At 64.0% G+C, this 26,483-nt stretch carries 22 protein-coding genes and 1 pseudogene; 11 read left to right on the top strand and 12 right to left on the bottom strand.

Translation table 11 applies throughout. The annotated features are described in order from the left end of the window. Window positions 1-65: 65 nt before the first annotated feature. Both OKC41_RS11655 and malZ read left to right on the top strand, forming a co-directional pair. Window positions 66-914, top strand: a complete 849-nt coding sequence (locus OKC41_RS11655; protein WP_039039670.1) for an HDOD domain-containing protein — start codon at window positions 66-68, stop codon at window positions 912-914. A 245-nt stretch (window positions 915-1,159) separates the two neighbouring features. Further along, window positions 1,160-2,989 carry a maltodextrin glucosidase gene (gene malZ, locus OKC41_RS11650; protein WP_029314873.1) on the top strand — a complete coding sequence of 610 codons (1,830 nt, stop codon included), beginning with the start codon at window positions 1,160-1,162 and terminating at the stop codon, window positions 2,987-2,989. Between the two features lie 154 nt (window positions 2,990-3,143). Here malZ and OKC41_RS11645 read toward each other — a convergent pair whose 3' ends face one another. Next, complete coding sequence (locus tag OKC41_RS11645; RefSeq protein WP_052815784.1) at window positions 3,144-3,677, bottom strand: cobalamin adenosyltransferase; 534 nt, start codon at window positions 3,675-3,677, stop codon at window positions 3,144-3,146. 94 nt (window positions 3,678-3,771) lie between these two features. Beyond that, window positions 3,772-4,893, bottom strand: coding sequence for a DUF5610 domain-containing protein (locus OKC41_RS11640; protein WP_049636071.1), 1,122 nt, complete (start codon window positions 4,891-4,893; stop codon window positions 3,772-3,774). 169 nt (window positions 4,894-5,062) lie between these two features. On the opposite strand from OKC41_RS11640, the gene trmA reads away from it, so the two are divergent. The 5 genes and pseudogenes from trmA to OKC41_RS11615 all read left to right on the top strand — a co-directional run bounded on the left by trmA (window position 5,063) and on the right by OKC41_RS11615 (window position 8,964). Then, window positions 5,063-6,196, top strand: coding sequence for a tRNA (uridine(54)-C5)-methyltransferase TrmA (gene trmA, locus OKC41_RS11635; protein WP_042882517.1), 1,134 nt, complete (start codon window positions 5,063-5,065; stop codon window positions 6,194-6,196). 265 nt (window positions 6,197-6,461) lie between these two features. Further along, on the top strand, window positions 6,462-7,169 hold the full coding sequence (gene rstA, locus OKC41_RS11630; RefSeq protein ID WP_010676073.1) for a two-component system response regulator RstA: 708 nt from the start codon (window positions 6,462-6,464) through the stop codon (window positions 7,167-7,169). Window positions 7,170-7,194: 25 nt separating this feature from the next. Beyond that, window positions 7,195-7,284 (top strand): annotated as a pseudogene (locus OKC41_RS11625) (two-component system response regulator RstA); the annotation flags it as partial. A gap of 117 nt (window positions 7,285-7,401) precedes the next feature. Beyond that, window positions 7,402-8,727 carry a two-component system sensor histidine kinase RstB gene (gene rstB / locus OKC41_RS11620; RefSeq protein WP_103243915.1) on the top strand — a complete coding sequence of 442 codons (1,326 nt, stop codon included), beginning with the start codon at window positions 7,402-7,404 and terminating at the stop codon, window positions 8,725-8,727. 54 nt (window positions 8,728-8,781) lie between these two features. Then, entirely contained in the window at window positions 8,782-8,964 is a 183-nt protein-coding gene (locus OKC41_RS11615) for a hypothetical protein (protein ID WP_010676075.1), read from the top strand. 72 nt (window positions 8,965-9,036) lie between these two features. Here the strand turns inward: OKC41_RS11615 and OKC41_RS11610 are convergent, their stop codons facing one another. From OKC41_RS11610 to rpmE, 3 genes are all read right to left on the bottom strand, one after another. Further along, the gene (locus OKC41_RS11610) at window positions 9,037-10,293 is read right to left on the bottom strand and encodes a malic enzyme-like NAD(P)-binding protein (protein ID WP_270672049.1); all 1,257 of its coding nucleotides are present in this window, start codon (window positions 10,291-10,293) and stop codon (window positions 9,037-9,039) included. 179 nt (window positions 10,294-10,472) lie between these two features. Continuing rightward, window positions 10,473-11,906: a DUF2867 domain-containing protein gene (locus tag OKC41_RS11605; protein ID WP_010676077.1), complete on the bottom strand. Its 1,434-nt coding sequence runs from the start codon at window positions 11,904-11,906 to the stop codon at window positions 10,473-10,475. Between the two features lie 116 nt (window positions 11,907-12,022). Then, window positions 12,023-12,238 carry a 50S ribosomal protein L31 gene (gene rpmE, locus OKC41_RS11600; protein WP_010676078.1) on the bottom strand — a complete coding sequence of 72 codons (216 nt, stop codon included), beginning with the start codon at window positions 12,236-12,238 and terminating at the stop codon, window positions 12,023-12,025. Between the two features lie 147 nt (window positions 12,239-12,385). Between rpmE and priA the strand changes: the two genes are divergently transcribed. Next, a complete protein-coding gene (gene priA / locus OKC41_RS11595) occupies window positions 12,386-14,593 on the top strand; it encodes a primosomal protein N' (RefSeq protein WP_201894995.1) in 2,208 nt (735 codons plus the stop codon). Here the strand turns inward: priA and OKC41_RS11590 are convergent. Next, window positions 14,590-15,129 carry a TetR/AcrR family transcriptional regulator gene (locus OKC41_RS11590; protein WP_201894994.1) on the bottom strand — a complete coding sequence of 180 codons (540 nt, stop codon included), beginning with the start codon at window positions 15,127-15,129 and terminating at the stop codon, window positions 14,590-14,592. The two genes, priA and OKC41_RS11590, sit on opposite strands and share 4 nt — an antisense overlap. Before the next feature lie 150 nt (window positions 15,130-15,279). Between OKC41_RS11590 and OKC41_RS11585 the strand changes: the two genes are divergently transcribed. Continuing rightward, on the top strand, window positions 15,280-15,675 hold the full coding sequence (locus tag OKC41_RS11585; protein WP_041201741.1) for an HPP family protein: 396 nt from the start codon (window positions 15,280-15,282) through the stop codon (window positions 15,673-15,675). 52 nt (window positions 15,676-15,727) lie between these two features. Here OKC41_RS11585 and ompA read toward each other — a convergent pair whose 3' ends face one another. The 6 genes from ompA to ilvG all read right to left on the bottom strand — a co-directional run bounded on the left by ompA (window position 15,728) and on the right by ilvG (window position 23,549). After that, window positions 15,728-16,858 (bottom strand): porin OmpA, encoded by a 1,131-nt coding sequence (gene ompA, locus OKC41_RS11580; protein WP_201894993.1) that lies wholly within the window; start codon window positions 16,856-16,858, stop codon window positions 15,728-15,730. 248 nt (window positions 16,859-17,106) lie between these two features. After that, window positions 17,107-18,639 (bottom strand): threonine ammonia-lyase, biosynthetic, encoded by a 1,533-nt coding sequence (ilvA, locus tag OKC41_RS11575; protein ID WP_041211987.1) that lies wholly within the window; start codon window positions 18,637-18,639, stop codon window positions 17,107-17,109. A gap of 64 nt (window positions 18,640-18,703) precedes the next feature. After that, window positions 18,704-20,545 carry a dihydroxy-acid dehydratase gene (gene ilvD, locus OKC41_RS11570; RefSeq protein ID WP_270672048.1) on the bottom strand — a complete coding sequence of 614 codons (1,842 nt, stop codon included), beginning with the start codon at window positions 20,543-20,545 and terminating at the stop codon, window positions 18,704-18,706. Window positions 20,546-20,691: 146 nt separating this feature from the next. Beyond that, complete coding sequence (locus OKC41_RS11565; protein ID WP_270672047.1) at window positions 20,692-21,636, bottom strand: branched-chain amino acid transaminase; 945 nt, start codon at window positions 21,634-21,636, stop codon at window positions 20,692-20,694. Between the two features lie 12 nt (window positions 21,637-21,648). Beyond that, entirely contained in the window at window positions 21,649-21,906 is a 258-nt protein-coding gene (gene ilvM / locus OKC41_RS11560) for an acetolactate synthase 2 small subunit (protein WP_010676086.1), read from the bottom strand. Then, window positions 21,903-23,549 (bottom strand): acetolactate synthase 2 catalytic subunit, encoded by a 1,647-nt coding sequence (gene ilvG, locus OKC41_RS11555; RefSeq protein ID WP_266136750.1) that lies wholly within the window; start codon window positions 23,547-23,549, stop codon window positions 21,903-21,905. The genes ilvM and ilvG overlap by 4 nt, the downstream gene beginning before the upstream one ends. A gap of 384 nt (window positions 23,550-23,933) precedes the next feature. On the opposite strand from ilvG, the gene OKC41_RS11550 reads away from it, so the two are divergent. Together OKC41_RS11550 and OKC41_RS11545 are read left to right on the top strand one after the other, a co-directional pair. After that, window positions 23,934-25,451, top strand: coding sequence for a YifB family Mg chelatase-like AAA ATPase (locus OKC41_RS11550; RefSeq protein WP_052815775.1), 1,518 nt, complete (start codon window positions 23,934-23,936; stop codon window positions 25,449-25,451). A 132-nt stretch (window positions 25,452-25,583) separates the two neighbouring features. Then, a complete protein-coding gene (locus OKC41_RS11545; RefSeq protein ID WP_039039683.1) occupies window positions 25,584-26,483 on the top strand; it encodes an acyltransferase in 900 nt (299 codons plus the stop codon).

The following is a 26,483-nucleotide window of genomic DNA, read 5'->3' as shown; positions in this document are numbered from 1 at the left end:
CACAAAACCGCTCGCCAGCAGGAACAACTGGCCAGGCTGTGGCACAATATGAGGCATTGTTAGCAATGGAGGCTGCCTCAGCCATGTCGATGGATCGCCTGTTTGGCAAGATCAAGCAACTGCCCACAATTCCGAAACTGCTGCACGAGCTGATGCAGAGTTTCAACGACGAGAATGCCCGCATCGACGAGATCGCGGCCAAGATCGCCATGGACCAGGTGATCAGCGTCAAGGTACTGCGGATGGCCAACTCCGCCGCCCTGCGCCGTGGCAATGAAATCACCTCCATCGAACAGGCGGTGATCCGCCTCGGTTTCAACCGCCTGCGCTCCGTGGTGGTCGCCTCCGGCATCATCAGCAGCTTCAAGGCCCCTCCCGGCTTTGACAAGCTCCACTTCTGGACCCAGACCTTCCAGGTCGCCACCATTGCCCGCACCCTGGCACAGCAGACCACCTCGGTGGATCCCGAGACCGCCTTCACCTGCGCCCTCATTCACAACATCGGCGAGCTGCTGATCCAGAGCACCCTGCCGGAAGAGGCGGGGCTCATCAATCTGGCCATCGAGAAAGGCAGCAGCCGGGTCGATGCCCAGCGGGAGATGCTGGGTTACGACTATGCCCAGCTCGGCGCAGAGCTGGCGCGGCGCTGGAACCTGTCGCCCGCCTTCGTGGATGCCATCGCCCAGCAGCTCGACCCCCTCTCCCACGATCCGGTCAGCAAGGAGGCCGTGCTCATCCGGCTCGCCGTCTTCGTCTCCTTCGCCTGGCAGGCCGGCGTACCGGCCCAGGCCATCATCGCCCGTTTCCCCAGAACCCTGGCTGACCAGCTGGGGCTGGATCCCGCCAGCCTGGCGGATCAGCTGGAGCAGCTGCACGAACAGGGCAACGCCCTGGCCGATTTGCTGACCCAGTAGATGTACAACGGCCGATCAGCAGGAGCCGGATCCCCGTCTCATTCTGGCGGATCAGCTCGAACAGCTGCACGAACAGGGCAACGCCCTTGCCGATTTGCTGACCCAATAGCGTCACGGCAGACCGCCCAGCCAAGCCGGAAGCACCGTCTCATTCTGGCCGGTCGTCACATACACACGCCCATGGACGGGATAAGATGGCCTGCGCCCATCCCCCATTCCTGAGCCTCTCTGACACAGTAGATACCATGACCCATCCCTTCCTGTTTCACCCCCAGGCGGCACCCTGGTTCAAAGAGAGTGCCGACACCCTGCAGCTCACCCTGTTCAGCGAGCTGGACGCCCCCATCCGCGAGGTGTGGCTGCGCCACGAGCCGGACAACGAGGAGTATCTGGTCGCCATGACGCCGGTCGCCACCCGGGACAGGCTTCAGGTCTGGCAGGTCGAACTGCCGCTGGCCAGGGGGCAGGAGATCCACCTCTACTGCTTCAAGTGCCTCACCGACGAGGAGCAGTGGTGGCTGCACGGGGCAGGCGTCAGCGCCGCCATGCCGCCGCGGGAGCAGCATTTCCGCTTCAACAGCCATCACCAGCCCCCGGCCTGGGTGCAGGATCAGGTGTTCTACCAGATCTTCCCCGACCGCTTCTGCAACGGCGACCCGTCGCTGAGCGTCAAGCATCACGAGTACGAGTACAGGGGCAAGGCGGTCATCAGCAAGGCCTGGGGCGAGCCGGTCAGCCGCCACGAAGAGGGGCACGGCGCCTGTGAATTCTACGGCGGGGATCTGGCGGGCATCGACGCCAAACTGCACTACCTGCAATCCCTGGGGGTGACGGCGCTCTACCTCAACCCCATCTTCGATTCGCCGAGCAACCACAAGTACGACACCCAGGACTACTTCAAGGTGGATGCGCACCTCGGTACCAATGCCCAGTTTGCCGAGCTGACCCGCAACCTGCACCAGCGCGGCATGAGGATCATCCTGGATGCGGTGGTCAACCACACCTCCACCGAGCACCCCTGGTTCTGCCCGCCGCTGGGCGCCCAGAGCAACCCGGACTCCCCCTGGCGCAGCTTCTACACCTTCGATCAGGAAGGGGATTATGTTAGCTGGAAAGGGATCCGCAGCCTGCCCAAGCTGGATTTCTCAAGTGAACAGGTGCAGGACGCCGTTTATCGGGCAGACAACGCCATTCTGCGCTACTGGATGCGCGCCCCCTACCAGATCGATGGCTGGCGCTTCGACGTCATCCACATGCTGGGGGAGCGGGGCACTGCCGAGGGCAATCGCGGCCATGTGCGCGCCATTCGCGGCGCGGTGAAGCAGGAGAATCCGGACGCCTACGTGCTGGGCGAGCACTTCTTCGAGGCGAGCCAGTGGCTGCAGGGGGATCAGGAGGATGGCGCCATGAACTACTACGGCTTCGCCCACCCCATCCGCGCCTTCCTGGCGGGGCAGGACATTGCCTATCATCCCATCAAGATCAGCGCCACCGAGCTGGATCACTGGCTCAAGCTGGCGCGGGCCCATATTCCGTTCAAGAACCAGCTGGCCCAGTTCAACCTGCTGGACAGCCACGACACCGCCCGCTTCCTGCACCTGCTGGGGGAAGACAAGCAGCGGATGCGACTCGCCGCCACCCTGCTCATCACCTACATCGGCGTGCCCTCCATCTACTACGGCGACGAGGTGGGGCTCTCCGGCGGCAACGACCCGGACTGCCGCCGCTGCTTCCCCTGGGATACCACCGACTGGGATCACGTGCTGCACGACCACTATCGCCGCCTGATCCAGCTGCGCCGCCAGCGCCCGGCCCTGCGTCGGGGAGACATCCAGACCCTCTACGCCGGCCCTCACAGCTATGTGTTCGCCCGTACCCTGCAAAGCGATCAGGTGGTGGTCGCCTGCAACCGCCACCCCACGGAGCCGCGCACCATCAGCCTGCCCCTGTGGCAGACCGCCAGCCCCGCCAGCCGCTTCACCGACGCCTTCAACGGCGACAAGTTCGAGGTGGTACAGGGGGAGGTGCAGCTCACCATCCCGGCCAACTCCGCCAGGGTACTGCTGTCGAGCTAGGGATAGCGGCAATAGAAGACCGGCGCTCGGGGCGCCGGTTTTTTTATGCCTGCATCCCCCGAAGTGACGGATGCTGCCTCATCGCTGTTTTTCGATCCAATAACCCTACGCCGCCATGTGTGATGCGACGAATGCATCAAACATCATCTCTTCATCAGTAGTTGATGCTGACATAGGGGACTTCGGTCACATCCCACGCCTGCTTGAGGTAGACGGTGAGCACGAAGAAGAAGTTGGCCAGCAGATTGGCGAAGCGATAGAGGATAGGATCGAAGCGCACGCCGCTCTCTTCCAGGCGTACCAGCAGACGCACCACCTTCTTGCTGCCACAGCGGCACAGGTGCAGGGTGGGAATGGGCTGGGGCCCCTGGGGCAGCACGAAGCCGGTCACCCGGCCGCGACTCGCCTCGTTGTAGTGATCGTACCGTCCCTTCAGCCAGTCCAGATCCTCCTCGAAGATGCCGAGCCGTCCCCGCACCGAGCCGTTGAGGTTGTAGATGAGCCGCTGCAGGGTCGCCAGATCCGCCATCACGGGCCGGGTATCCTCATCCGGCATCAGATGAGAGAGCACGCCCCCCACCTGGCAGCAGAGCTCGTCGGTGGCGATCTCGTAGTCGCACTGGAACTGGGTTTCGAAGATGAAGGGGTAGCAGAGCTCGCGCTTGTCTCTTGGCTTCTTGGGGTTCATGGCATCGCCGGGCTGGGGAAAAGGGCAGTGTGCCAGCCCGGGGACGGGCTGGCAAACACCCCGCCCCCGCCAGCATCACGGGGGCGTCGCCAGACTAGCCGGTCGCCATCTGCTGGCCAAGCAGTCGCATGGCTTCCAGCATCCGCTGGTTGAAGCCCATGAAGCCTGCCCCCTGGGTCGCCCCGTCCTGACCCCGCGCCGCCAGCACGGTGGGTGTCAGCGCCTCCTGCTGGGAAGGGGGCAGCAGGGCGTCGGCCTGCTGCTGCAACCGGCTGAGCCTCGGCAGGTAGTCCGCCAGGGGCTTGAGGCTCTCCTGCAGGGAACTGGCCCCCTGGTAGGTCTGACTCAACTTGGCCGATTGCTTGAGCTTGAGGGAGTAGGAGACCAGCTGGCTGTCATCCAGTTGCAGCCCGTTCAGCCCGTCCGCCAGGGTCTTGCCGTCGCCCCCCTTGAAGAACTGCCCGGCCAGCTCGTCCAGCCCCTTGACCAGGGTGCCGATGGCATCCATCTCGGCACTGTCGAGATCCCCCTCCAGGGAGAAGTCGAAGCTCTGGCTCGACTTGAGGCTGAACTGGCTGCCACCCCCGTCGCTCTGGGACTTGAACTGCCAGCTGTCGCTGAAGCGCAGCATCACCTTGTCCCCGTCCCGGGTCTCGATCTCGAGGAGGGCCTGCTGGCGGCTGGCCATCCTGGCATCCCCCAGATCCGTGGTCGACACCTTGCCGAAGAACTCCTTCTCGAACTCGTCGAGCCCCTTCTGGATCAGCTTGTAGCTCTGATCCATGCCGGTCTTGATGTCCTCGTTGTCCGCCCAGTCACCGAGCTGCTTCCTGGCGTCACCGAAGCCCTTGTCCACCCCCTTGCGGGCCTGCTCCATCATCTTGGTCAGGTCGTCGTCGGACTTGCCGTCGGCACGGGCCGCGCCTATCCGCCCGGTGACGAACTGCAACACGTTGTCCGCCACCGACTGGAAATCGAACAGGGTCTCCGGGGTGATCTCCTGGGGTTCCTGCACCTTGGGTGCCTTGTAGCCCTGGCCATTGATCTCCAGCGCAAATTGCAGCGCCTGCTGGATCAGCACCTGAGCCCATTTCGGGGGCTTGTTCAGGGAGACCTCATCCCCCTTGTCCGCCGTCTTCGACTCCGTCTGTTGAGGCGATTTGGGAGCAATGCCCACTCCCTTGGGTTGGGCTGCGCCCATGCCATCAATTTGCATCATTACTCTCCCGCCTATAGTGGTGGATCGGTTATCGGCCCGACTGGCCACTTCTTGACCACAAAAAACTTGGACAATCCGCAACGGCCTTTTAAAATCCCCACCCTTTGGTTGGCTGCGGCCTTCCCCCGGTCTTTCCCCGGCTCAGCCCGGTGCATGCGAGGTATCCATGACTCAATCCCAGCCCTCTTCCGCCGACGCCCAGGGCAGACGGACTCCTGCCGACTACCAGGCCCAGCTCGACGAGAAGCGCGATCGCCTCACCCAGCTGTTCGCCCCCTTCAATCCGCCTGCGCTGGAGCTGCACGCCTCTCCTGCCGAGCACTACCGGATGCGCGCCGAGTTCCGCATCTGGCACGAGGGGGATGACCTCTTCCACTGCATGTATGCACCGGCCACCAAGGAGATCATCCGGGTCGACAGCTTCCCCACCGCCAGCCTGCTCATCAACCGGCTGATGCCGGTGCTGCTGGCCGGGCTTCGCCCGCACCCCGTGCTGCGCAAGAAGCTGTTCCAGATCGACTACCTCTCCACCCAGTCCGGCCAGATCTGCGTCAGCCTGCTCTACCACCGCAAGCTGGAAGCCGAGTGGCAGCAGGCCGCCGAGGCGCTACAGGCCGACCTGCGGGCCAAGGGGTTCGAACTGCAACTGATTGGCCGCGCCCACAAGCAGAAGATCTGTCTCGGGGATGACTTCGTCATCGAACGCCTGACCGTGCAGGGGCGCGAGCTGGTCTACAAGCAAGTGGAAAACAGCTTCACCCAGCCCAACGCCGCCATCAACGAGCAGATGCTGGGCTGGGCCCTGGACGTGACCAAAGAGAGCGAGGGGGACCTGCTGGAGCTCTACTGCGGCAACGGCAACTTCTCCATCGCCCTGGCGCAGAACTTTCGCAAGGTGCTGGCCACCGAGATCGCCAAGCCGAGCGTGGACTCCGCCCAGTTCAACATCGCCGCCAACGGTGTCGACAACCTGATCATCCTGCGCATGTCGGCGGAGGAGTTCACCATGGCGATGCGCGGCGAGCGGGAGTTCAACCGCCTCAAGGGGGTCGATCTTCGCGCCTACCAGTGCAACACCATCTTCGTCGACCCGCCCCGGGCCGGTCTGGACGACGCCACCGTCAAGCTGGTGCAGGATTACGACAACATCCTCTACATCTCCTGCAACCCCGAGACCCTGCAGGCCAACATGGCCGTGCTCGGTGAAACCCACGAGATCGCCCGCTTCGCCCTGTTCGACCAGTTCCCCTGGACCCACCACATGGAAGCCGGGGTGTACCTGAAGCGCAAGGGCGGCTGATCCGGGCGGTTCCCCGGCTGCTCCATGGCAGCCGGGGCCGCTATGGCCACTGAAGGGCACGGATCCTGCCTCATCGCGCCGCCCCGACCCGCCACGGGACAAGTGGGGGCGGCCCGATACCAACCGATTCATCCTGTCCCCCCTTCTCCCCCGGGAGAAGGGGCAAAAACCCCCGCATTGATTAGTTATCCCGGTGCAGAGCGCGGACGCAGCCGTTATGCTGGCGACACGCCCACTCACGCCATGACCGGGGAACCACGCCACCATGCCACGCGTTCTGTTTGTTGAAGACGATCCCGAGATAGGCCAGCTCATCAGCAGCTGGCTCGGTCGCCACGACATCGAGGTGCTGCTGGAAACCCGGGGTGACCGGGCACTCGACAGGGCCCTGGCCGAGCAGCCGGATCTGGTGCTGCTCGACATCATGCTGCCGGGGCAGGATGGCCTCTCCCTGTGCCGGGATCTGCGCCCGCGCTTTGCCGGCCCCATCGTCATGCTCACTTCGCTCGACAGCGACATGAACCAGATCCTGAGCCTGGAGCTGGGGGCCAACGACTACATCCTCAAGACCACGCCCCCCCCGGTGCTGCTGGCCCGGCTGCGAGTCCAGTTTCGCCAGCAGGGGCAGAGCCAGCAGGCCGTGGTCCCCGCCGCCCCGCCCCAGCGCCTGCAGTTCGGCCGCCTCCAGATAGACGGCCCGGGTCGGGACGTGCGCCTCGATGGGGAGAGCATTCCCCTCTCCACCGCCGATTTCGACCTCCTGTGGGAGCTGGCCTGCCACGCGGGCCAGATCCTGGGGCGGGAGGCGCTGTTTCGCAGCCTGCGGGGCCGCGACTACGACGGCCAGGATCGCAGCATGGACGTGGCCATCTCCCGCCTGCGCCGTCGGCTCGGGGATGACAGCAACAACCCGACCCGCATCAAGACGGTGCGCCAGAAGGGTTATCTACTCGTACCCCAGGCCTGGGAATGAGCTGGTGTCTCACACGCCTGCACACCAGAAGCCTGGGAATGACAGCAACAACTCGATCTGGATCAAGACGGTGCGCCAGAAAGGTTACCTGCTGGTGCCCCAGGCCTGGGAATAAGCCCCGCCGAATGACCTTGATGCTCTCTGCTCCCTTCTCCCCTTGCGGGAGAAGGGTTGGGGATGAGGGGGCAACAAGGCAATGTCCAGACGTAATCCAGGCAAGAGGAGAGCCCCGATGCGACGCCTGTTTATCCAGTTCTATCTGCTGCTGATAGGCTGCTTCACCCTCGCCATTCTGCTCATCGGGCTGGTCTATCAGGTCAGTGCAGAGCGGGCGGGGGACCGTTATCTGGAGCGGATGATGCAAGGCTCCCTCGGCCTGCTCACTGGCGAGCTGGCCCGGCTGCCGCCGGAACACTGGGCCACCCGCACCGGCGAGCAGAGCCGCCAGCTCAATCTGCCGCTGCAGATCGGCGTCCTCGCCAACCAGCCCCTGGCCAGCGAGGATCAGGCCTTCCTCGAGGCGGGCAACATCGTCATCGTCGAGGAGGATGACACCTTCCTGCAGCGCATCCCGAACACCGACAAGGTGCTGATCGTCGGCCCCGTCCCCTACCTCTCCTACCTGCACGAGCTGCACTGGGTGGACGTGGGGCTGCTGCTGCTCATCGGCCTTTCCCTCGGCCTGCCCATCCTGCTCTGGCTTCGCCCACACTGGCGCGGCCTGCAACAGCTCGAACAGACCGCCCGCCGGGTCGGCGACGGGGATCTCTCCTGTCGCACCGGTTTGCCGCCCGGCAGCAGCCTGGGCCGGGTCGGCCGCACCTTCGACCAGATGGCGGAGCAGTTGCAGGCCATGCTGGCCAGTCGCAAGCAGTTGACCGACGCCATCGCCCACGAGCTGCGCTCCCCCCTGGTGCGGCTGCGCTATCGCCTCGCCATGCTGGCCGAGCCTCCCTCACCCGAGGAGCAGCAGGGACTGGAGCGGGACCTCGGCGCCCTCGATGCCCTCATCGAGGAGATGCTGACCTATGCCAGGCTCGATCGCCCCGAACTGCCGCTGCAATGCAGCGATCTGGAGCTCGGCAGCTGGGCCGGCAGCCGCCTGGCCGACTGGCAGGCCCTGCGACCGGACAAGCGGCTCGACTTCGTGCGCCCGGCCATGGCTCTGCCCTGGCGCGGCGACACCCGATTGCTGGACCGGGCGCTGGAAAACCTCATCGGCAACGCCCTGCGCCATGCCACCAGCCAGGCAAGCCTCTGCATAGCTCGACAGGGGGACGACTATCAGCTGGAGGTGGCCGACGATGGCCCCGGCATCGATCCCGCCCTGGCCCCGCAAATCTTCGAACCCTTCGTGCGCCTGGATCAGAGCCGGGACAGACGCACCGGCGGCGCCGGGCTGGGGTTGGCCATCGTGCGCAGCATCGCCCACCACCACGGCGGCGAGGTGCAACTGCTGCCAAGCCGCAGCGGTGCCCGTTTCTGCCTGACCCTGCCCGTACATTTGGATACAAACCGTCACCAGTCGCTCACTGAACCGCAGGTCGAACAGCCCTAGGATGAAGTCATGGAGAAACGCTCCATGTCATCAAACCGAACGAGGAACTGGAATATGAACAAGCTGATCCCCCTGACTCTGGCCGCTGTCTTCGCCCTGACCTCCGGCTTCACCATGGCCGCCACCCCGACCAAGGCCGCCGCTCCCCACGCCACCCAGACCAAGGTCGTGAAAAAGCATCACAAGGCTGCCCACGCCAAGGCGCCGGCCGTCAAGGTTGCCCCCAAGACCAAGTAAGCTGCCCGCTTCCACCATGAAAAAGGGGCCCCCGACAGGGGCCCCTTCTGTTTTTTGCGTGCTTGCCGTGACTCAACCCAGCATGTAATCCCCTGGCAGTTCGATGCGGGCCACCCCGGAGGCAACCGCCGCCAGTGCCACGGCACGGGCAACCCGCGACAGCAGGCGGGCATCCATGGGCTTGGGAATGACGTAATCCTTGCCGAAGGCGAGTTCACTCACGCCAGCGGCGGTCAGCACCTCGGCGGGCACCGGCTCCTTGGCCAGAGCACGGATCGCCTCCACTGCCGCAATCTTCATGGCATCGTTGATGCGGCTGGCACGGGCGTCGAGGGCGCCGCGGAAGATGAAGGGGAAGCAGAGCACGTTGTTGATCTGGTTCGGGTAGTCCGAGCGGCCGGTTCCCATGATGAGGTCACCGCGCACTCCGTGAGCCAGGGCAGGCTTGATCTCGGGGTCCGGGTTGGAGCAGGCGAAGATCACCGGGTTGGGGGCCATCAGGGCCACCGCCTCGGCGGGCAGTACGTCCGGGCCGGAGACGCCGACGAAGACGTCAGCCTCGTCGATCACCTCCATCAGGGTGCGCAGGGGGGTGTCGTTGGCGAAACGCTGCTTGTACTGGTTGAGATCGGTGCGGCCGCTGTGGATCACACCCTGGCGGTCCAGCATGAAGATGTTGTGCGGCGCAGCCCCGCACTTGATCAGCAGATCCATGCAGGCGGTGGCGGCGGCGCCGGCGCCCATGCAGACGATGCGGCTGGTCCCAATCTCCTTGCCCTGCACTTCCAGCGCGTTGAGCAGCCCGGCGGCGGTGACGATGGCGGTACCGTGCTGGTCATCGTGGAACACCGGGATGTCGCAGCGAGCGATCAGCGCCTCTTCAATTTCGAAGCACTCGGGGGCCTTGATGTCTTCCAGGTTGATGCCGCCGAAGGTGTCGGCGATGGCGGCCACCGTATCGATGAACTGGGCGCTGGTCTCGTGCTTCACCTCGATGTCGATGGCGTCGATGCCGGCAAAGCGCTTGAACAGCAGGGCCTTGCCCTCCATCACCGGCTTGGAGGCCAGCGGGCCCAGATTGCCCAGCCCCAGAATGGCGGTGCCGTTGGAGATGACGGCCACCAGGTTGCCCTTGCCGGTGTAACGGTAGGCATCGGCCGGATTGGCGGCGATCTCGCGTACCGGTTCGGCAACGCCCGGGCTGTAGGCCAGCGCCAGATCGCGAGCGGTCTCGGCGGGCTTGGTGAGGGCGATGGCGATTTTGCCCGGAACGGGTTGGGCGTGATAGTCGAGTGCCTGTTGGCGGAGATCGTGCTGCTGATCGGACATGGGGGACCCCGATACGGAAATGAATGAGTGATGCGTTGGCTCGCCAGCGGGCGAGGGCTGAGGATCATAAAGAAATCCCCCGCCCTTTCACAGCATAAAATATCGCTGGATAGCAATGACACGCTAGTCAGTAGCATGTCATGCCATCCCAAACTACCCAATTAGTTATAGATTCGATTTCAATCCATGACTGGAATGCCGGCTTTTGCCTCTGCCTGCCGGGCGATGGCCTCCGTCATCCCCTGGAAGATGAAGAGGTGAAACGGCAGCATGGCAAGCCAGTAGGCCAGCCCCCAGGCCCCCTGCGGATGCCAGTGGGCCGTCACCCGCAGCCGGGTCAGGCCGGACTCCAGGGGCTGGATGTTGAACTCCAGCCGACCGACGCCGGGGGCCTTCATGTTGAACAGCAGATCCAGCCTGCGTCCTTCATCCACCCCGAGGATCTGCCAGGAGTCCAGCATGTCCCCCTTCACGAAGCGATCCGGGTTGGTGCGTCCCCGGGTCCGGGCCGGGCCGCCGATCAGGTGATCCATCCATTCGCGCACCACCCACAGCTCGTTCATGTAGAAGTAGCGCTGCTCACCCCCCAGTTGCTGCAACACCTGCCACACCACCTCGGGGGCGGCGAGGCAATCCGCCTCCCCGCTGGCGGTACGGTCGTAGAAGCCATACTCGGGATGACGCCAGCGCAGACCCAGGGGCGTCTCCTCCCCGTGCTGCTCGGCACCGAGCCTCTGCTCCAGCGCCAGGCTCTCCGCCAGCGCCTCATCGAAGCTGAGCAGATGCTGGGGCAGCAGGGCGCGCAAGGGGCCGTCATCCGCCGGGATGTCGTGCTTGAGCCCCCCCACCAGCGCCTTGGCGATGGGTTGGGGAACCGAGGTGGCGAACTGCAGCCACCAGGCGGAGAGCCGGGGGCTCAAAAAAGGTATCGGAATGATGGGGCAGCGTTTGCCGATGTGGGCGGCGAACTTCTGGAGCTGCTGCTGGTAGCTGAGCAACTCGGGGCCGGCCGCATTGAAGATCTGGCCATCCACCCCGTCGGCTTCCACCAGCCCGCCCAGATAGTGCAAGAGGTTGGAGAGGGCGATGGGGGGCGTGCGGGAACGCACCCACTTGGGCGTCACCATCATGGGCAGGTTGTACACCAGATCCCGCATCACCTCGAACGCCGCCGAGCCGGGGCCTATGATGATGCCGGCACGCAGCTCTACCGTGGGCACCCCTGCGCTGCGAAACAGCTCGCCACAGTAGCGCCGGGAGTTGAGGTGGCGACTGTTGCAGGGCTCGGGCTGGATGGCGCCGAGATAGACGATGCGGCGCACCCCGGCGGCACGGGCGGCAGCAGCGAAGTTCTTCACTCCCTGCTGCTCCAGCCGGTGAAAACCGGCCCCCGCCCCCATGGCGTGTACCAGATAGAAGACGGTGTCGACCCCCGCCAGCGCAGGGGGCAGGGTGGCAGGCTTGAGGCTGTCGGCGAGGCGAAACGCCACCCCCTCCGGCAGACGGCAGGGACGACGGGCCCCGGCGATGACCCTGTACCCCAGACCCTGCAGATGAGGCACCAGGTAAGATCCTATGTACCCGGCAGCTCCCATCACCAGACATGTACGCATCGGCTCTTCTCCCTTGGTTGAGCCAACACCATAGGGCAAAGCAGGGAATTACAGAATGGCGGCCAATAAAAAAGGCACCCGATGGGCGCCTTTTTCAGAATTCTTCAGAAGCAAGATTACTTCTTGGAGGTCAAGCCACCGAAACGCTTGTTGAACTTGTCTACGCGGCCGCCGCTAGAAACTTCTTTCTGCTTGCCGGTGTAGAACGGGTGGCACTCGGAGCACACGTCCAGGTTCAGATCTTTACCGATGGTAGAGAAGGTGTTGATGACGTTACCGCAAGAGCACTTGGCGGTGATGGCTACGTAGTCAGGATGGATACCAGCTTTCATGGACAACCTCAATTATCAGGCCGTGTCGCCATCCGATCTCTTGTCGGACACCACACGATTGTTGAACACAGTTTCAAAGGCTGCGAATAATATAGGAAACGCCTGAGATCAGGCAAGTGGCTTCGCAGAAAAAATAGGCAACCCCTGGTGAATTCTTCCCAAACGCTGGATCTGGTTCGTGTGGCTGTGCCGGTGCCGTTACGCCGTCATTTCGACTATCTCTCTCCCCTGCCCTTGCCTGCCCCCGGTTGCCGGGTCGAGATCCCGTTCGGCCCGCAGACCCTGGTCGGTCTGGTGGTGGATCACCCGACCGAGAGCCAGGTCCCCCGCAACAAATTAAAGCCCTTGAAGAGGGTGCTCGACAGCGCCCCCGTGCTGGGGCCCGACATTCTGGCGCTGATGGCCTGGAGCGCCGGTTACTACCAGCACCCGCTGGGGGAGGTGCTGCCCCACGCCCTGCCGGTGCTGGTGCGCAAGGGGGAGCCCGCCGCCTATCGGGAGCTGGAGTTCTGGTTTGCTACCGATGCGGGCATGGCCATCGACCTCAACGAGCTCAAACGGGCGGCCAAGCAGCAGCAGGCCCTCGCCTTGCTGCGCAAGGGGCCGCAGACCCCCTCCGCCCTCAAACAGGAGGAGATCCAGAGCGCGGCCCTCACCGCGCTGGAGAAGAAGGGACTGCTGGAGAAGCGCTCGCTGGAGCCGAGCCATGATGGCGACTGGGCCACCCGCTTCGAGCCGGGTGAGGGGCTGCGCCTCAACGGCGAGCAGGCGCTGGCGGTGGCCGCCGTCACCAGCCAGAGCAACAAGTTCGGTGCCTTCCTGCTGGACGGCATCACGGGCTCCGGCAAGACCGAGGTTTACCTCAGCATCCTCGAGCCCCTGCTCAAGGCGGGCAAGCAGGCGCTGGTGATGGTGCCGGAAATCGGCCTCACCCCCCAGACCATCAACCGCTTCCGGCGCCGCTTCAACGTGCCCGTGGTGGCGATGAACTCCGCCATGAACGACAGGGAGCGGCTCGATGCCTGGCTCGCCTGCCGCGACGGTGGTGCCGCCATTCTGATCGGCACCCGATCCGCGGTGTTCACGCCGTTCAAGGACCTCGGCATCATCATCATCGACGAGGAGCACGACGGCTCCTTCAAGCAACAGGACGGCTTTCGCTACCACGCGCGGGATCTGGCGGTGATGCGGGCCCATCGCGCCGGCATTCCCATCCTGCTTGGATCTGCCACCCCGTCGCTGGAGACGCTGCACAACGCCCGCAGCGGCAAGTATCACCACCTCACTCTCACTCGCCGCGCCGGCAACGCCCAGACCGCTCGCCAGGTGATCCTGGATATCAAGAACGTGCGGCTACAGGCGGGGCTCTCCCCCCAGCTGGAGCAGCTGATGGCCGAGCATCTGGCAGCGGGCAACCAGGTGATGCTGTTTCTCAACCGCCGGGGCTATGCGCCGGCACTCATCTGCCACCAGTGCGGCTGGAGTGCCGCCTGCGAGCGCTGTGACGCCTGGTACACCTGGCACCAGGCCGGTCGGCGGCTGCACTGCCACCACTGCGACAGCGTGCGCCCGCTGCCCCACCACTGCCCAGAGTGCGGCAGCAGCGAGCTCATCGGCTCCGGGGTCGGCACAGAGCAGCTGGAGCAGCTGCTCGGCACCGTTTTTCCCCAATATCCGGTGGTGCGCATCGACCGGGACAACACCCGCCGCAAGGGGGAGCTCGAAACCCACCTCGGCGACATCAAGGCGGGCAAGTACAAGATCCTGATCGGCACCCAGATGCTGGCCAAGGGCCACCACTTCCCGGACGTGACGCTAGTGGGCTTGCTGGATGTGGATGGCGCCCTGTTCAGCGCCGATTTTCGCGCTGCCGAGAAACTGGCCCAGCTCTACACCCAGGTGGCGGGCCGGGCTGGTCGTGCCAGCAAACTCGGGCTGGTGGTGCTGCAGAGCCACCATCCCGAGCACGCCCTGCTGCAGGATCTGACCCAGAACGGCTATGGCCACTTCGCCGACACGGCGCTGAAAGAGCGTCGCCTGCTGGGACTGCCGCCGTTCAGCCATCAGGGGCTGTTCCGGGCCGAGGCCAACGGCCGCGACGAGGTACAGCTGTTCCTCAGTCGTCTCGCCGATACCCTGCGCAGCGCCCGCTATCCCCAGGTGCAGGTGCTGGGGCCCATCAGCGGCTTCATGGAGCGCAAGGCGGGCAAGTTTCGCATGCAGCTGCTGGTGCAGGGGCCCAGCCGGGCACCGCTGTCCCAGTTGCTCGACTGGGCGGTGAAGGAGCTGGAGGGGTGGCCCGAGACCAAGCGGGTGCGCTGGAGTCTGGATATCGACCCCACGGAACTGAACTAGCGCGGCTCTGCCAGCACGGCCTCCGCCAACACCCTGGCCTGTTCCAGAACCAGGGGCTGCTGATAGCTGTGGGCCATCACCACGGCCCCTTCCAGCAGCAGGCATAACCCGGTGGCCTGCACCTCGGTGCATTCGAGGGCCTCCCTGACCCAGTTCAGCAACGCCCGCTTGTGGGCCACCACCAGCTTGCGCACCGGGTGGCGAGGATCGGAGAACTCGGCGCTCGCGTTGATGAAGTTGCAGCCGTAGAAGTCGCTGCGGCCAAACCAGTCGGCAAAGCCATCGAGCAGCGCCAGCAACCTGGCCTCCCGCCCCGACACCCCATCCATCCTGGCATCGAGCAGGGCAAAGAACTCCGCATCCCGCGCCATCAGCACGGCTTCGATCAAGGCATCCTTGGTGGGGAAGTGGCGATAGAGGGTACGTTTGGTACTGCCCGCCTCGGCCCAGATGCGATCGATGCCGGTGGCGTGAAAGCCGTGACGATTGAACAACCGATAGGCTGTCGTCATCAGCTGTTGCCGTTTGTCGCTCATGGTGACTTTCCTCTTGAAGTACACCGATCTGTCTACCTAATGTCGCAGGCTGGATCAAGTGATCCGGCACAGACAAGGAGACAGGAGATGGAAACAAGACGATGGCGAAGTGCCTGGCTGGCAGGGCTCGGTGCCTGCCTGGCCATAATGTTGCTCGGCTGGCTGGACATGAGCTGGCAGTCGACCCTGTTGATGGCACCGTTCGGGGCAAGCTGTGTGCTGCTCTTCTCACTGCCGGACAGTCCGCTGGCCCGTCCGCAGAACGTGCTGGGAGGCCACCTGTTATCGGCCACCGTGGGGTTGGTGGTGCAATTGCTCCCGCTACCGATGGAACTCAAGCTGGCGCTGGGTGTGGGCCTGTCCATTGCACTCATGCAGGGACTGGGGCTGATCCACCCCCCCGCCGGAGCCAATCCACTGTTGATCCTGCTCACCACCCAGTCCTGGCCTTTCCTCTGGCAAACCGTGCTGCCCGGCGCCTTGCTGCTGATCATGGTGAGTCATTGCGCCAGGCGGCTGCAAACGTCACGGCTCACACCCACATAAACAACGAGGGGGCCAAGGCCCCCTCGTTGTTTAATAGCAAGGCAAAGATGGCTTATTCGGCGACCTGGGAGACCCCGGTCAGGCGCACCTCGACCCGGCGATCCGGGGCCAGGCAGGCGATCATCTGCGCCTTGGCGCCATCCGGGCAGCTGCCCCCGGTCACGGGCGAAGACTCTCCCCGCCCTTCGGCACGCACCTTGTCGGCAAACAATCCCTTGGCGATGAGATAATCCGCCACCGTGCGGGCACGCTGTTCGGAGAGGGACTGGTTGTAGGCCTCCGAGCCGATGCGGTCGGTATGACCGATCACCGTCGCCACCCCGTCTTTCGGATTGGCCGCCAGGATCTGGGCAAACAGGTTGTCGAGGGCCTGGCTGGCGGCCGGTTTCAGGGTCGCCTTGTTGAACTCGAACAGCACATCGGAATCCAGGCTGAACTGCTTCTCCACCAGCACGGGGGCCGGGGCGGGCGCAGGTTCGGGCGCAGGCGTTGGTGCCACCGGCTCGTCGCCGATCTGGCCGAAGCGATAGAGCATGCCGACCGACAGCAGGCCGTTGTCCATCTCGATGCCTGACTCGTCGAGGGAAGTCTTGCCAAGGGGGGTGGTGTACTGGTATTCGAGGCGGGCGGCCCAATCCTTGTCGATGGCGTATTCGACCCCCAGCGCCCCGACAAAGGCGGCACCATGATATTTGTTGCCCTCATGGGATTCGGAGAGGCTGCTGGTGCCATCGCTGGCCCTGACGTTGAGTGAGCTCTCGGTCCAGGCATAGGCCCCCCCGAGACGGCCGTAGATATCCAGTGCCGAGGTTGCAGGCAGGATGATCTTCATGGTGACCTGCACCATCTGGGCCTTGGCCTCGCCATCGAGTGCGAAATCAACCCCGTTGCCCGAGTAGTGCTTGTCCACCTGATACTTGCCGAGCCAGTCATAGCCGAGCTCAACCGCCACGTTTCTGTTCACCTGATAACCGGCAAACAGCCCCAGACCGAGATCATCGCTGTTCTCGTTCACCTTGGTCGCATCAAACAGCTCTTCGACCTGAGCGTTGTAATCCACCCCGTAATAATTTGACCAGCCGGCCTTGCCGCCGACATACCAGGTGTTGTCCTGGGCGGCAGCCTGCACCGTCCCTGTTGCCATCAAAGCGCCGATCAGGACGGCGAGCATAGATCTGTTCATGGATGAGCCCCTGCAATGAATTGTTATGACGCGGCTGCGTCTCTCTTCCCTGACGGGGCCCTGAACCCAAGCCCCGCATTCAGATTATCCCATCTGCAACCAGCCTCAAACGACCAGGGACTCAGGAGTGTGATATTGGCGACATTATCAGCCACCGTGCCCCCAATCATGGGGGCCGGCGCGTTGCCCATAAAAAAACGAAGAGCCGGGCTCTTCGTTTTTCATCTGGCAAGGGGATGGCTCCCCGCTCACTGACTGCCCTGGCTCGCCAGGAACAGGCGGTAGGCGGGATCCTCGCTCACCTCTTTCCAGCCGTAGCCAATCTCGTGCAGGTAGTCGTGGAAAGCCGCCACGTCCTCGTCCGGCAGCTCGAAGGCGCAGAGCACCCGGCCGTAGTCGGCGCCGTGGTTGCGGTAGTGGAACAGGCTGATGTTCCAGCGACAGCCCAGGGTCTCGAGGAAGCGCATCAGGGCCCCCGGCTGCTCCGGGAACTTGAAGCTGTAAAGACGCTCACCGAGGGGCCGGGCCGGGCGGCCGCCAATCATGTAGCGCACGTGGTTCTTGGCCAGCTCGCTCTCGGTCATGTTGACCACCGGGTAGCCATTGCCGCCGAGCTGATCGATGATCTGGCCCAGCTCCTCGTCACCGCCGGTGAGGCGCACCGAAACGAACAGCGACGCCTGCTCCGCGTCCGCATAGCGATAGTTGAACTCGGTCACCATGCGGGGCCCCAGCTGACGGCAGAAGTCGAGGAAGGCCCCCTTGCGCTCGGGGATGGTCACCGCCAGCATGCCCTCGCGCTTCTCGCCGATCTCGCAGCGCTCGGAGACGTAGCGCAGGCTGTGGAAGTTCACGTTGGCGCCGGACAAAATGGCCGCCATCCGCCCCCCTTTCACCTGCTCTCGCTCGCTGTACGCTTTCAGGCCCGCCAGGGACAAGGCCCCCGACGGCTCGGCGATGGCGCGGCAGTCATCGAAGATGTCTTTCAGTGCGGCGCAAATCTGGTCGTTGGAGACGGTCACCACCTCGTCCAGATACTGGTTGCACAGGCGGAAGGTCTCCTCGCCGATGCGCTTGACCGCCACCCCGTCTGCAAACAGGGAGACCCGCTCCAGATTGACCGGCTCGCCGGCCGCCAGCGCGGCCTTGAGGCAGGCGGACCCCTCCGCCTCCACCCCGATTACCTTCACATCCGGCAGCAGCTGCTTGATGTAGACCGCCACCCCGGCGGCCAGGCCGCCGCCGCCCACCGGCACGAAGACGTGGGTGAGGTGGGTATCCTGCTCCAGCAGCTCCTTGCCGATGGTGCCCTGGCCGGCGATCACCTCGACGTCGTCGAACGGCGGGATCAGGGTGTAGCCCTCCAACTCGGCGAGTCGGCGGCTCTCGCCGTAGGCCTCATCAAAGCTGTTGCCAAACAGCATGACGTTGCCGCCCTGACGGCGCACCGCGTCGATCTTGATGTCCGGCGTGGTCTTGGGCATCACGATGATCGCCTTGATGCCGAGCTTGGCGGCCGACAGGGCGACCCCCTGGGCGTGGTTGCCGGCGGAGGCGGCGATGACGCCGCGCTCTTTCTGCTCCTGGGTCAGGGTGGCGATCTTGTGGTAGGCGCCGCGCAGCTTGAAGGAGTGAACCGGTTGCAGATCCTCCCGCTTCAGGCTGACGTGATTGCCAAGCCGCTCGGAGAGTTTCTTCAGGGTTTGCAAAGGGGTGACCCTCGCCGCCTCGTAGACGGGGGAGAGCAGTACCTTGCGTAGATAATCCGCCGCAGAGACCATGGTTTATACCCCCGTCTCGTGGCGAAGGGCGCGCAATGCGCCCATATCATGACAGTTCATTCTCTCACTCCCCCAGCAGGGTGCGATCGCGCACCGCGCCCTTGTCGGCGCTGGTGGCGAACATGGCGTAGGCGCGCAGGGCAAAGGAGACCTCGCGCTGACGATCGACCGGCTTCCAGCCACGGGCAGAGACGGAGGCGCGACGGGTGGCCAGCACGCTGTCGGCCACCTCCAGCACCATGCTGCGGGCCGGGATGTCGATGTTGATGATGTCGCCATCCTCTACCAGACCGATAGTGCCGCCAGAGGCCGCCTCCGGGGAGACATGACCGATGGAGAGACCCGAGGTACCGCCGGAGAAGCGACCGTCGGTGATGAGGGCACACGCCTTGCCCAATCCCATGGACTTGAGATAGGTGGTGGGATAGAGCATCTCCTGCATGCCGGGGCCCCCTTTCGGGCCCTCGTAGCGGATCACCACCACTTCACCGGCTTTCACCGTGCCGTCCAGAATGCCGCTCACCGCGCTCTCCTGGCTCTCGAATACCCGGGCCGGGCCGCGGAAGGTGAGGTTCTCCTCGTCCACCCCGGCGGTCTTGACGATGGCCCCGTTGAGGGCGAGGTTGCCAGCGAGGACCGCCAGGCCACCTTCCTGGCTGTAGGCGTGATCGAAGGAGCGGATGCATCCCTCGGCGCGGTCCAGATCCAGCTCGGGCCAGCGGCAATCCTGACTGAACGCCTTGGTGGTACGGATGCCGGCAGGGCCTGCACGGTAGAAGTCGTGAACCCCCTTGTCATTGCTGCGGCTGACGTCATATTCGGCCAGCAGCTCCACCAGGGAGGTGCCCAGCACGTTGCGGGTATCCCCGTGCACCAGGCCCGCTTTTTCCAGCTGACCCAGGATGGCGACCACGCCGCCGGCGCGGTGCACGTCTTCCATGTGGTACTTCTGGGTGGAAGGCGCCACCTTGCAGAGCTGGGGCACCTTGCGGGACATGCGGTCGATGTCGGCCATGGTGAAGTCGACGCCCGCCTCCTGGGCTGCCGCCAGCAGGTGCAGCACGGTATTGGTGGAGCCGCCCATGGCGATGTCGAGCGCCATGGCGTTCTCGAACGCCGCCTTGGTGGCGATGTTGCGCGGCAGTGCCGAGGCATCGTCCTGCTCATACCAGCGCTTGGCCAGAGTGACGATGCGCTGGCCCGCCAGCTTGAACAGCTGCTCGCGATCGCTGTGGGTTGCCAGCAGGGAGCCGTTGCCCGGCTGGGAGAGACCCAGTGCCTCGGTCAGGCAGTTCATGGAATTGGCGGTGAACATGCCGGAGCAGGAGCCGCAGGTGGGGCAGGCGCTGCGCTCGACCTGATCGCTCTGTGCATCGGAGACCTTGGGGTCGGCGCCCTGGATCATGGCGTCCACCAGATCCAGCTTGATGATCTGGTCGGAGAGCTTGGTCTTGCCCGCTTCCATGGGACCGCCGGAGACAAAAATGACCGGGATATTGATGCGCAGGGCAGCCATCAGCATCCCCGGGGTGATCTTGTCGCAGTTGGAGATGCAGACCATGGCGTCGGCACAGTGGGCGTTGACCATGTACTCCACCGAGTCGGCGATGAGTTCGCGGGACGGCAGGGAATAGAGCATGCCACCGTGGCCCATGGCGATGCCGTCATCCACGGCGATGGTGTTGAACTCCTTCGCGACCCCGCCAGCCGCCTCGATTTCGCGGGCGACCAGCTGGCCCAGATCCTTGAGGTGGACGTGGCCCGGCACGAACTGGGTGAAAGAGTTGACCACGGCGATGATGGGCTTGCCGAAATCCTGATCGGTCATGCCGGTGGCACGCCAGAGGGCGCGGGCCCCGGCCATGTTACGTCCGTGGGTGGTGGTGGCGGATCTCAACTTCGGCATTGTCTCTACTCCCTGAATGCCCCTGGGGCGCATTGTCTTTCAACATGAATGTGTGATTCGCGGATCGGGAATCGATCCTGGTGAAGGCACCTCGGGGAGCCTTCACCGGAAGCGACTCGGGGAGGCGTGACGCCTCCCCGCTCTCATCAGTCGTTGACCGGCGTCAGCCAGCCCCACTTGTCTTCGGTCTTGCCGTTGAACAGGCCAAAGAAGGCGTTCTGCAACTGCTCGGTCACCGGGCCACGGCAACCGGCGCCCACCTTCATCCGATCCACCGAGCGCACCGGGGTCACCTCGGCCGCGGTGCCGGTCATGAAGATTTCGTCTGCGACGTACAGCGCTTCACGGGGCAGCGCCTGCTCGCGTACCTCGTAACCCAAGTCGCGCGCCAGCGTCATGATGGTGTCGCGGGTGATGCCGGGCAGGATGGCGGCGGTGGCGGGCGGGGTGAACAGCACGCCGTTCTTCACCAGAAACAGGTTCTCCCCCGCCCCTTCGCTCAGATAGCCGTTCACATCCAGCGCCAGCCCCTCGGCGAAGCCGTTGCGCTTGGCCTCGCGGCTGATGAGCTGGGAAGAGAGATAGTTGCCCCCCGCCTTGGCACCGGTCGGGATGGTGTTGGGAGCGAGCCGGTTCCAGGAGGTGACGCACACATCCACCCCGTTTTTCAGCCCCTCTTCTCCGAGGTAGGCGCCCCAGGGCAGGGCCGCGACCATGAGGTCGGCCTTGGCATCCAGCGGCGGATGCAGCCCCAGCCCCACGTTGCCGACAAAGGCCAGCGGGCGCAGGTAGCCGCTCTTCAGGCCGTTCTCGCGCACCACGGTGCGGCAGGCTTCATTCACTTCGGACTCGCTGTAGGGGACGTCCATCCAGTAGATCCTGGCGGAGTCGAACAGGCGGCGGGTGTGCTCCTGCAGGCGGAAGATGCAGGTCCCCTTGGGAGTGTCATAGGCCCGCACCCCCTCGAACACCGAGGATCCGTAATGCAGGGCATGGCTCATGACATGCACCTGGGCATCCTGCCAGGGGACCAGCTTGCCGTTGAACCAGATGTATTGGGGGTGGGCGGCGGATTGGGAAGGCTGTGACATTGGCTTGGCTCCTTAAGCTCTGATCCGGGGTTGCTGTTCCAGTGCATCGACCCGGGAGACATCCACCAGCTTCACCAGCTGGCTCCACAACTGCTGGATGGGACGTACCGATTCGACAGTAACCGTGATCCGCAGCTGTTGGCAATCCTGCTCCATGTTGAGGGCGCAGAGATTGAAACCGCGGTGACGGACCACCCGCAGCACCCGTTCCATCACTTCGGGTCTGGGTTGGGCATGGATTTCCAGGGTGCTGGTATTGAGCTGGTTCATGGGCGTTGCTCCATCATCTTGTGGTTGGCGACTCCTGGCGGAACCAGGGGCCAGACATTTTCTTCCTCTGAAATAGCCACATGCAGCAGATAGGCACTCTCGCTCGCCAGCAGGCGATCCAGTGCCGGACCTATCTCTTCTTTACATGTGATGGTCTCGCCGGGGATGCCGAAGGCGGCAGCCAGGGCGACGAAATCGGGGTTGTCGGACAGATTGGTCTCGCTGTAGCGACCGTCGAAGAACAGCTCCTGCCATTGGCGCACCATGCCAAGGCGCTGGTTGTCCAGCAGCACCATCTTCACCTTGAGCCGGGCCCGGCGGATGGTGCCGAGCTCCTGCACGTTCATCATGAAGGAGCCGTCGCCGCTCACCAGCACCACCTCATCATCGGGGCGCGACATCTTGGCGCCGATGGCGGCGGGCAGGCCGAAGCCCATGGTGCCGAGGCCGGCACTGGAGAGGTGGTTGCGCGGGCTGGTAAAACGCATGTGCTGGGCCACCCACATCTGGTGCTGACCCACGTCGCAGGCCACCACGCTGGTGTCAGGCAGCTGGCTTGAAAGCTCTTTGAGCAGGGCCGGGGCGTAGATGGCCTGACCCGGATGGTCGTAGCGGAAGGCGTATTCCCGAGCCATGGTGGCGCAGTGCTCGCGCCAGGGGTCGAGGGTCAGCGTCATCGCCAGGGCGGGCAGCACACGCTTGAGATCCGTGGTGATGCCCACATCGGCGGCGCGGCGCTTGCCGAACTCGGCGGCGTCCACATCCAGGTGGATCACCTTCGCCTCGGGGGCAAACTCTTCCAGCTTGCCGGTCACCCGATCATCGAAACGGGCGCCTACCACCACCAGCAGATCGCACTGCTGCACCGCCAGGTTGGCGGCCTTGGTACCGTGCATGCCGAGCATGCCCAGATAAACGGGGCTGTCGGGGTCGAGGGCACCTATCCCCTTGAGGGTGGTGACCGCCGGCATCCCCGTGGTGGCGGCAAAGTCGCGCAGCTGCTGCTCGGCATTGGCCATGCCCACCCCGCCGCCGACGTAGAGTACCGGACGCTCGGCAGCGGCCAGCAGCGTGCGGGCGACCGCCAGTTCGGCCGGATTCAGGGGGTCGGGTTCCTCCACTGCAAACAGCGGGCTTTGAGAGGGAACGGCGGCCAGTTGCACATCCTTGGGCAGGTCGATGAGCACGGGGCCCGGACGCCCTTCGGTGGCGATGGCGAAGGCTTCGGCAATGACCCGTCCCAGATCCGCCGGGTCCGTCACCATGAAGGAGTGCTTGGTGCAGGAAAGGGACATGCCGAGCACGTCCACTTCCTGAAAGGCATCGGTACCGACGGCGGCGCAGGGCACCTGGCCGCTGATGGCCACCAGCGGTACCGAATCGAGCAGTGCCTCCGCGAGGCCGGTGACCAGGTTGGTGGCGCCGGGGCCAGAGGTAGCGATGCAGACCCCCACCTGACCGGAAGCGCGGGCATAACCCACCGCAGCCATGGCGGCACCCTGCTCGTGGCGGCAGAGCTGATGGGCCAGGCCACCGTCATACAGGGCGTCATAGACCGGCATGATGGCCCCGCCCGGGTAACCAAACACCTGGGTCACACCCTGTTTTTTGAGAGCCTGTACCAAAAACTGCGCGCCGTTCATGTGGAAAATCCTGTCCTTTGGTCGAAAAAAAACCCCCGGGCCGTGAGGCTCGGGGGTCGCTTGTTTCGTTCTGTCCGGTGGTGGGTCTATCCCTTGTTCCGTGCAGCCAAACGAGCCCCGAGCGGTGAGATAATAATCACCACTAGGACCACAATAATGCTGACGAAACGGGAGGCCATGTTCATAGTTACAACCGGAAATCCTGTGAAATGGGAGCGGAGCTTGCCGCGAATGGCTATTAGAACTAGCACGGTGATTTTTATTGGGCAAGCACTTTTTACCTGACAAGACTCTGATTTTGACTGCTCTGAAACCTGACAACTGGAACAAAAGACTAATAAAAAACGGTTAACCAGCATATACATCAAACCAAGGACGGTATTTATGTCATTAGCTGTTGTTTATAGCCGTGCCAGCCTGGGGATAGCGGCGCCGCAAGTCACGGTGGAGGTGCACCTCTCCAACGGCCTGCCCGCCTTCAACATGGTGGGGTTGCCGGAAACCTCGGTGAAAGAGTCGCGGGATCGGGTGCGCAGCGCCCTGCTCAACGGCAATTTCGAATTTCCGGCCAAGCACATCACGGTCAACCTGGCCCCTGCGGATCTGCCCAAAGAGGGGGGCCGCTTCGACCTGGCCATCGCCATCGGCATTCTCGCCGCATCCAAGCAGATACCCGCAAAATACCTGCTCGATCACGAATTTTTAGGGGAATTGGCCCTGACGGGCGAGATCCGCCCCGTGCTTGGGGTGCTCCCCTCGGTGCTCGCCTGCCGCGACGCGGGGCGCACCCTGCTGGTCCCACGGGAGAACGGTCCGGAGGCTTCCCTCATACAGGATGCCGAGGTGCGCACCGCCCACCAGCTGCTGGCGGTCACCGCCTGGCTGGCGGGCCAGTACGAACTGCCGCTGCCGGAACCCCAGAGCGCGGAGACCCTGCCCGACGTGCCAGATCTGCAGGACGTTATCGGTCAGTCCCAGGCGAAGCGGGCGCTGGAGATCGCCGCAGCTGGCAGCCACAACCTGTTGTTCATCGGCCCCCCCGGCACCGGCAAGAGCATGTTGGCCAGCCGTCTGCCCGGCATTCTGCCACCGCTGAGCGAACAGGAGGCGCAGCAGACCGCCGCCATTCACTCCATCGGCGGCCTCACCCCCCGCGCCGGCCACTGGCACCACAGGCCGTATCGCACGCCCCATCACAGCGCCTCGGCGGTGGCGCTGGTGGGCGGGGGTACCCATCCCAGGCCTGGCGAAATTTCCCTCGCCCACAACGGGGTCCTGTTTCTGGATGAACTGCCGGAGTTCGAGCGCAAGGTGCTCGACTCCCTTCGCGAGCCGCTGGAAACCGGGCACATTACCATCAGTCGTGCCGCCCGCCAGGTGGATTTTCCCGCCCGCTTCCAGCTGGTGGGTGCCATGAATCCCAGCCCCTGCGGCCATTATGGCGACGGCCAGACCCGCTCCAGCCCGGATCAGATCCTGCGCTATCTGGGCAAGCTCTCCGGCCCCTTTCTCGACCGGTTCGATCTGACGGTAGAGGTCCCGCTCTTGCCCAGGGGGAGCCTGACCGGCAAGGCGGAGCGGGGGGAATCGAGCCAGCAGATACGCGAACGGGTGCTGGGGGCGCGAGAGCGCATGCTGAGTCGCAGCGGAAAACTCAATAACCTGCTGGATAGTCGTGAAATCGAAGATGTTTGCAGATTATCGCCACAGGATGCCGAGTTTCTGGAAGGTGCCATCCAGAAGCTGGGGCTCAGCATCCGGGCCTGGCACCGCATCCTGCGGGTATCGCGCACCATCGCCGACCTGGCGGGGCACGCCACCATCGAGAGAGCCCATCTGATCGAAGCCCTGGGCTATCGTGCCATGGACAGGCTGTTGTCGCGGCTGCGCGGGGGCCAGTGAGCGGGGGAACGGCAGCAGCCACCACCCGACCCGGAAAGGGCGCCACCATGGTCTAGTCGTGGGCCGGCTGATATTATGGCAACAGATCTGACCACTTGGTTGCCATCCACCGATACGAAGACGGATTCCACCATGCCCAACAAGCTGATAGAGCGACTGCGCGGCAGCCTCTCGACCCTGCTCTATTTCATCAACACCCTGTTCTGGTTTGTCCCCGTCCTGCTGCTTGGCCTCATCAAGCTGCTGCTGCCCTTCAAGGGGGCGCGACGTCTCTGCAACACCCTCCTGGACGGCTGCGCCACCCACTGGATAGGTTTTAACAATCTGATCCAGAAAACCATCATCAACACCCCTTTCGATGTGGTCGGAGTGGACAAAGGGCGCCGGAATGAGTGGTATATGGTGATTGCCAACCACCAATCCTGGGTCGACATACTGGTATTGCAGCGGATTTTTAATCAAAAAATCCCCTTCCTGAAGTTTTTCCTCAAGAAAGAACTGATTTGGGTACCTTTTCTCGGTCTGGCCTGGTGGGCGCTGGATTTCCCATTCATGCGGCGTTATTCCCGAAAATTTCTGGAAAAGCACCCGCATCTGAGGGGAAAAGACATAGAAACCACGCGCAAGGCGTGTGCCCGTTTCCGCCATATGCCGGTGAGTGTGATGAACTTCGTGGAAGGGACCCGCTTCACCGTCGGCAAGCACGACAGGCAAGGGGCACCCTATCGTCATCTGCTGCACCCGAGAGCAGGGGGCATCGCCTTCACCCTGGCGGCCATGGGGGATCAACTGCACAAGCTGGTGGATGTGACCATCGCCTATCCCGGCGGCGTCCCCAGCTACTGGGACTTCATGTGCGGTCGGGTCAAGGAGATCAAGGTTCGGGTCCGCTTTCTGCCGATCGAACGCAATCTGGTGGGGGATTACTTCAATGACCCCGAGTTCCAACAAGAGTTTCAACAGTGGTTGAACGGGATCTGGCACGAGAAGGACCAGACCCTGGATAAGCTGCTGGCGGACAAGACGCAGTAA

Origin of the sequence: Aeromonas sp. QDB17, from assembly GCF_027705305.1 — a bacterium.
In the GTDB taxonomy this organism is placed as follows: domain Bacteria; phylum Pseudomonadota; class Gammaproteobacteria; order Enterobacterales; family Aeromonadaceae; genus Aeromonas; species Aeromonas caviae.
The sequence above is the reverse complement of the archived record's forward strand: the minus strand, read 5'-3'. Positions and strand labels throughout refer to the sequence as shown.